Source organism: Methanobrevibacter sp. UBA212 (assembly GCF_905233225.1).
In the GTDB taxonomy this organism is placed as follows: domain Archaea; phylum Methanobacteriota; class Methanobacteria; order Methanobacteriales; family Methanobacteriaceae; genus Methanocatella.
Genome location: NZ_CAJODJ010000005.1, coordinates 53,489 through 60,861 on the forward strand (window position 1 = coordinate 53,489; position 7,373 = coordinate 60,861).

Genomic DNA, 7,373 nt, shown 5'->3' on the forward strand with positions numbered 1-7,373 from the left:
CAATCCCTATTCTTTGATTTTTCCATAATCTTTAATAATTTTTTCTAATTCAATGCCCTTGTGCATTGATTCAATGATGTTTTTGCCGGGATTGGTATGGTCCTTAATGCGCCGATACAAGGGTTTTAAAAATGTCTCTTCACCAATGCCCCTGTCGCATAATCCATCATTTGCCAGATCAACTATATCCTTTGTCAGCCTACACAATTCATCCTTATCGATAAAGGAAGGGATTTCATCCTGAATCAATAGCTTTCTAAGCTCACGGGCGGTATATCCCTTGTGATAGATTACCTTGTCATTCGCGATTATTTCGGCCAGCTCGTCGAGCCTGTTTTTCAGGCCCAAATGAAATGCAGCAACAGTCATGGTATCATATATCGGCTGTGTGCAGACGCTTCTGAACTCGACGGTGCCCCTGAATGTCAAGTTGATGAATTTGAATGGTCTTAGATAATTGATATCATCAATAAGCGGCTTGACATCAATGTATCTGTACTTTCCGTTCGAGTAGATTTCTCCCCTGACGTAGTCCTTTTTAAAGTACTCCTGAAGGTTCATTGTCGGGAAATTGATGTATGCCCCGTCACGCATCACACAGTATATGTTCAGGGACTCGAGATATGCTCCCAAATCATCCAGATTGTTAAATTCCACATCATACATTCCGATATTGTGGGGATTTATTCCATGGGTCGAATACTCCCACAGAGCATCCCTGAAGCATGTCACATGTTTGTTTTCATCAAGAAATACCGAATTTGAGAACAAGATTGCTTTGATCGGCTCGATTTTTGAAAAGACATTTATGGTCTTGACCAAATCGTCCCTGTAGACGTCCAGCTGAACCTGTGAAGCTGATGAAAACATTCCATATGCAGGATAGTTGTGAAAATGCATAGGAACATTCTTATAATTCTTGAATGACTTCAAATGATGATAAAGCATGAGATATCTTTCAGAGGGAATGGGAATCTCCTCATTGTATTTCCTATAGGGGTTTATGCCCATTCCGGTCAGCGTGTGATTATACTTTTCAAATTCCTCCTTGACAAATGAATAATACTCTACGAACCTATCGTTTATTGTAAACAGGTCCTTTTCACGCCCCATTGCAAATTCGATGTTGTTGTAGGAGCAGTCATAACAGATTATGTCATCATTCTTTGGATTTTTGATTGAAAAAATGTCTCCGTTATAGTCTATGCCCTCCTTTTTGAAATCCTTGAAGTGATCAAGGACTTTTGAGGTTACCTTGTGAACGATTCCAAAGTCGACCGCCTGCTTGTTGAGATTAATGATAGGCACTTCTATTTCAATTCCTATGAAGTCCTTTTTCTGGTTTGTAGGTTTGATGAACTGCTGATAGATTCTTTCTTCTATCAGGCTTTGCATATTGTCTTTCATGAATTAATCCCCTAGATTTAGAGAGTTAATGTGTTTTTGTATGAATTCCTCGTGTTCCTTTGTCAATGTGAATTCATTATTGTGCTCTTCGCTTTCAAATATTATATTTCCGTCAATTATCCCGAATAGCTTGTTCATTTCGGCAGGTTTCCAGTTTTCATCATCAGTTATTGGCGTTGACGCAACAAGAAACCCCTCATCATTATTTAAATAGTATAGTGAATCTCTCATGTTTGAGTGAATATAGGTCAGATCCCCATCATAAATCATCAGATTCAATTTATTGCCTTCAGCCATTTCTTCTATCAGTTCGGCAAGCAGATTGAATCGCTCCTTTATTGTTGACGGAGCTCCCTTGGCCTCTTCAAATTTATTTACGTTATCAATTATGTACAGCAAAATCCTTTCGGAATCCGTGTTTCCTGTTTCGATTTCCCTGTATTTATCAAGTGGAGGATAATCGAATATTGTCCCGTTATGTATTAACATCCATGACCTGTTATTATCATCCAATTCGATGAAGGGATGGCAATTGGGAGATATGATTTCGCCCATTGTCGCTAATCGGATATGGGCAAAAACGTTTTTGCTAACAAGAGGATTGGACAATATCTCTTTCAAGTGCTGACTACATGTTGCTTTTATAGGCTCTTTACGTATAACAAATTCATCAGGTTGCATATTAGCTAATCCCCATCCATGGGGATGATTTTCTGAGTGATTATAAAAACATTCTAAACATTCATTTATTTGTTTTGGCTTATCTGAATTAAAACAAAAAATTTCGCACATTGATTATCCTCCTTCCCAATTTTTATTACAATTGTTATATTGTAACAATTAGAATTATATAACTATTGTTATATAAATATTTTGGTATAACTAACTTTCCAAATCAACTCTCTCGGGAGAAGTGAAAACTGTGAAGCGGTTATCGCGAACAAAACCGATCATTGTGATGTTGCCCAGTCTTGCAACATCAATTCCCGAGGAAGCGGGAGCCGCATTTGAAATGATGATGGGAATGCCTACCCTGATTACCTTAATAAGCATATCTGCAGGCATCCTGCCACTGTATGAAATGTAGCACCTTGAAAAGTCATAGCCCTCTTTTGCAGCAGCTCCGATAACCTTATCCACTGCAACGTGACGGCTTACGTCCTCACGGATTATTATCTTATCCTCATATTTCAACTGCGCCACATGAACTCCTGCGGTCTTCTGCCATACTTTGGCTTCATCGGTGAGATGCTCGATATCCCTGATGATTTGAGTGGCATCGATAGTCAAATCCGATTTGATGGGATCGACTGTTTTCAGCTCAGAGCGGATTCCTCCTGCATTGTCGGAGTTGACACCCTGATACTCAAGCAGCCTGCAGACACATGCATGCTCACAGTTTCCCTTTCGCTCCTGAACTATGCCCTCCTGTTCGAGGTCCTCTTCAGGATCATGTGAGAGTTTTGTTGAAACCAGTACGTTTGTGCCGTCCAGAGTGATTGAATCGATGTCAGAATAATCCTTGATTAAACCTTCTCCAAGACAGTATCCTACTGCAAAATCCTCCAAATCTTTTGGATAGGTTGAAAACTTTCTTGGAGGCAAATAATCAATAAACAAGTAAGTATATTCGTCGTCAACACTATTTTCCCTGATGGTTTTATATTCCCCATCTTTCCATTGAATAACTTCAGTCTGTCTTAAGAAATCCATCTTCATACACCAATACTAAATATTAACAATTGTTATATTTATATTTTAAGTTATATGATATACCATACATCTTTAAAAGTGGATTTGGGTTTAATTTATATATTAAAAAATCAAAAATAAACAACCATGCCAAAAAAATCAACATTTATGTTCTTTTTTATCATATTATTGTTTTTGGTTATTGGTGCAGCATCTGCAAATGACAATAATTCAACGGATGCCCTCCAGGAAACTCAGGACGACACCCCAATAACCTCTACTGATTTGAATGAAAACGATTCGAATGACAATGAAAAGACTTTAAAAAGCACTAATGAGAAAAGTGATGAATTGAAAAGCGATTCATCATCCAACATCATCAAATCAGCAAGTACACCGACAAATAATAATGTGGCAAAAAGCACAACAAAAACAAAATTGAAGATTACAACCTATGCCAACTTTGTAAAGAAGGGCAGCAAATACTACATGTATCTGGTTGACTCAAACGGCAATCCTGTTGTAAAGAAAAAAGTAAAGGTGACCCTCAACGGAAAAACATACAAAAAGACAACAGGAAACTACGGCAAATTCGCAGTCAAGATTAAAACAAAAAAATCATCAGTGACACTTAAAATAAAAAGCAGCGCCAGCAGCAAGTATTATGCACTTTCCAAAAAAATCAGGGTTTATATCCAAAACTCATTTAAAATCAAGATTGGAAATTCAAAACTGCTCACCAACGGATATCTTAGAGTATATCTGCAAGGTGCAAAAAAGGCCATTTCCAAAAAAACCCTTAAGATATGGGTTGGAAAGAATAAATTCACCAAAAAAACCAACTCAGAGGGATTCATTATCATCAAGCCTCAAGTTGCCGCAAAAAACTATAAGGTCACTGTCAAGCTTGGAAAGTATAAACGTTCGAAAAATGTGGTGTGCATTGAAGGTGACGTTCTCGATCCTTTACAGAATTCAATTCCTACCATAAACGGAATTCCGGATGTTGACATGATGCCTGAAAATTATGTAATGGGAGACGGAAATGCAAAATACACCCTTTCAAAAGCACAATATAAGGAAACCCTTACAAGAGACAGCCATTGTCTGTTCTTATATGACAAGCTGTCAAAATATACTTTCTTCAAAACTAAGGCTTCTCCAAATACATATCACATTCTAAAGCGTGAAAAATGGAATGTTATTGAAAGGGCAATCAATACCAAACTCGTCAGGGCATTCAAATATTCATATTGGCCAGGTTCCATCACGGTCAATCTCAAAGGAAAATCATACACATACCCTATAGTCCGTGACGTTCAGAATACCGGATATAACTGCGGTCCGACATCCGCCAGCGTCTGCAGCCAGGCCCTGAAAAACTACCATTCCGAAAGATACTTCCAGGTTGAAGGAAACTGCTATGACGGTATCAACATCCCCGTTCTTAAAAGCGTTCTGGAGGACAACGGCTTCAAGACACATTATTTCTATGACGATTCCTCATTTAACCGTGCCATGAACGAATTGAAAACAGGCGCTGCAATAATAGCATACCTTCCAAACCATTACGTTTCCATAGTGGACATAAGCTCCGACGGAAAAAAGGTTCTGGTGAGCAACTCCTACGGCAGCTATAATGTAGGATCAAAGAATGTTCCGACAAACTGGGTGTCCATAAGCTACCTCAAAAGCAAATTTGCCGGCATCGGTTTGGTTGTCAAGCTCAACTATCAGCTGTCAAACAGTGAAAAAACACAAATCAATCACTACTACCACAGCATGGGTACAAAATGGACTGCACATAATGTCCATGAAAGAATTCCAAATGTAAGCCAATGATTAGGGAAATATTAATCTCCCTAACTATTTTTATTTTTTAAAAATCAAATTCCGAAATACCATTTTACAATCAACTCGACAATATTGCATTCGATGACCGCTGCAACTGCAAGCAGGACAACAACAACCACAATCATTATCAGAATATCCTTAAGTTCCCTTCTATGCTCCCTTAAAACATTTGTGAAACTTTTTGTTTTAATCATTTCAACTTCAAGCTTTGTTATTTTGAATGCACATGCAAGGGAAAATATTGATGCTGCATATTCAATAATTCCATGAGGCAAAATGGTGACTGAAAAAAAGGTCAAATCAGTACCGAAGGGCATTCCAATACTTATGGCATTGAATATTATGATAAGCAGCGAAATTACTGAAAACAGCAATCCGCCAACGATTACAATCAAATCCGCAAAGAGATTATGCAAAAACAAATCAAAGGTGTTCAGTTTAGGCAGACTCTCATCAACTTTCAGTGTCCCATTGGCTTTTGCCTGAAGGATGCCGTGTGTAATCTGGCCGTAATTATCCCCAATATTGATAAAAGTAAAGACTGCAGCCCCTACTGCAAAAATCAAAAATAAGATTAATGAAATCAGCAATACTTTTTTGTTTCTTTTGAAAAATTCCCTCATAATGTTAAGTATTATTTTAAAACTATTTAATAGGCAAACATTAAATATTACATGCACATAACATTAATACATGATTGGAACAATAGCAGTTGTGATATTATTCATACTTGTTGTTTCCGCCTGCTGTTGCAGCGACAGCAATTCATCCAGTAATAGCACAACCACACCTAAAAGAACTGCAAATACAACCTACCAGAGAAATAACCATTACAATCGTTATGCATATTGCGAATGCCCATCATGCGGCGCACCGTACTATGACGGGTATTGCGAGGAATGCGGATACCCCGACATCAACCAGGGTTGGCTTGGAGAGGAATATTAATAGAATAAGAAGTTATTAAATATTACAAAGAAAAAATAAAAAATTACTTTTTACCCATTCTCCAATTTTTTAACCTTTTCGTAAATAGATTATAAACCAAGTTTTAATAATTTCAAAATTACAAACTTTAAACAATTAACAATCTGAATAACTATCTTAATCATTAGATATCCTATTGTAATCACATTCAACCTCTTGTTTTAAAAAATCTTAAAATCTACTTCCTTAGTGATTTTTATTTTTTTACTTTACACATTAAAAGATATTCAAATTTGAGTTTAGTTTATTTAGATGAATTATGTGATTCGATATCTGAAACTTTTGATAAAAATACTGAAAACATTGTATTAATCAATACTTCTGATGTTTTTAATGGTAAAGTTTTAAACCATGAATTTGTTCCAAATAAAGATATAAAAGGACAATTTAAAAAGTTATTTCAAAAAGGAGACATTTTATATTCAGAAATTAGGCCTGCTAATAAACATTATGCATTTGTAGATTTTGAATCAAAAAATTATGTAGCATCTACAAAACTAATGGTATTGCGTCCTAAAAAAGATAAAATAAGATCAAAGTACTTATATTATATTTTGAAGAATAAAGATGTTGTTAATTTTTTACAAGGGTTAGCGGAATCAAGATCTGGAACATTTCCACAAATAACTTTCTCTGAATTATCAACAATTGATATTAATTTACCATCTCTTGAAAATCAAGATATTATTGTAGAAATTATAGACAATATTGAGTTAAAGATTGAAAATTTAGAAAAGATAAATAGAAATTTGCAAAATTTAATTAAAATATTGTATAAAGAGTATTTTGAGAGTTTTGAATTAGATAATGTCCCTGATGATTGGGAACTGGTTAATATTGGGTCAATAATTGATATTTATAATGGATATTCTTATAAAGGAGCCGAATTGCAAGAATCTGATTGTGGAATGGTTACAATAAAAAATTTCAATCGTGATGGAAGTTTTAGAATCGATGGATTTAAGGAAATTGTTTATTCAAATAAAATTAAGAAACATCATTTCATAAATGAAAATGATGTTTTGATTTCCTGTACTGATGTAACTCAAGACGCAGACATTATAGGAAATTGCATAATGGTGCTCGACAAACAAAATTATGATGAACTTATTATGTCAATGGATTTAGTGAAAATTGAATCTAAAATTCTGGAAATTAATAATTTCTTATTAGCATCAATTTTCAAAAGTTATAATTTTAAAAAACATATTTTAGGTTATGTTAATGGAACTACGGTTTTACATTTAGATAAAAAAGGAATTAAAAAGTTTAAAATAGCATTGCCAAAAGATTTATCAGAACTAAAAAATATTTCTGAAAGATTTGAACTCATCTATGCTGAAATTCAATGTAATCAAAAAGAAATTAATAAATTAACTAATCTTAGAGATACATTACTCCCAAAATTAATGTCTGGAGAAATTGATGTATCA

The 7,373-nt window shown here is 35.1% G+C and carries 7 protein-coding genes; 3 read left to right on the forward strand and 4 right to left on the reverse strand.

What is annotated here, in order from left to right; translation table 11 throughout:
• Positions 1-6: 6 nt before the first annotated feature.
• The 3 genes from QZ138_RS01665 to fdhD form a co-directional block, all read right to left on the reverse strand.
• The gene (locus QZ138_RS01665; protein ID WP_292885412.1) at positions 7-1,407 is read right to left on the reverse strand and encodes a hypothetical protein; all 1,401 of its coding nucleotides are present in this window, start codon (positions 1,405-1,407) and stop codon (positions 7-9) included.
• 3 nt (positions 1,408-1,410) lie between these two features.
• The gene (locus tag QZ138_RS01670; protein ID WP_292885416.1) at positions 1,411-2,199 is read right to left on the reverse strand and encodes a class II glutamine amidotransferase; all 789 of its coding nucleotides are present in this window, start codon (positions 2,197-2,199) and stop codon (positions 1,411-1,413) included.
• 90 nt (positions 2,200-2,289) lie between these two features.
• Positions 2,290-3,120 carry a formate dehydrogenase accessory sulfurtransferase FdhD gene (fdhD, locus tag QZ138_RS01675; protein WP_292885419.1) on the reverse strand — a complete coding sequence of 277 codons (831 nt, stop codon included), beginning with the start codon at positions 3,118-3,120 and terminating at the stop codon, positions 2,290-2,292.
• A 168-nt stretch (positions 3,121-3,288) separates the two neighbouring features.
• Between fdhD and QZ138_RS01680 the strand changes: the two genes are divergently transcribed.
• Positions 3,289-4,941, forward strand: a complete 1,653-nt coding sequence (locus QZ138_RS01680) for a hypothetical protein (protein ID WP_292885421.1) — start codon at positions 3,289-3,291, stop codon at positions 4,939-4,941.
• A 44-nt stretch (positions 4,942-4,985) separates the two neighbouring features.
• On the opposite strand, the gene QZ138_RS01685 is transcribed toward QZ138_RS01680, so the two are convergent.
• Complete coding sequence (locus QZ138_RS01685; RefSeq protein ID WP_292885423.1) at positions 4,986-5,576, reverse strand: stage II sporulation protein M; 591 nt, start codon at positions 5,574-5,576, stop codon at positions 4,986-4,988.
• 70 nt (positions 5,577-5,646) lie between these two features.
• Between QZ138_RS01685 and QZ138_RS01690 the strand changes: the two genes are divergently transcribed.
• The gene (locus tag QZ138_RS01690) at positions 5,647-5,901 is read left to right on the forward strand and encodes a hypothetical protein (protein WP_292885425.1); all 255 of its coding nucleotides are present in this window, start codon (positions 5,647-5,649) and stop codon (positions 5,899-5,901) included.
• 272 nt (positions 5,902-6,173) lie between these two features.
• Positions 6,174-7,373, forward strand: a 1,200-nt coding sequence (locus QZ138_RS01695; RefSeq protein ID WP_292885428.1) for a restriction endonuclease subunit S, incomplete at its 3' end; no start/stop codon positions are given.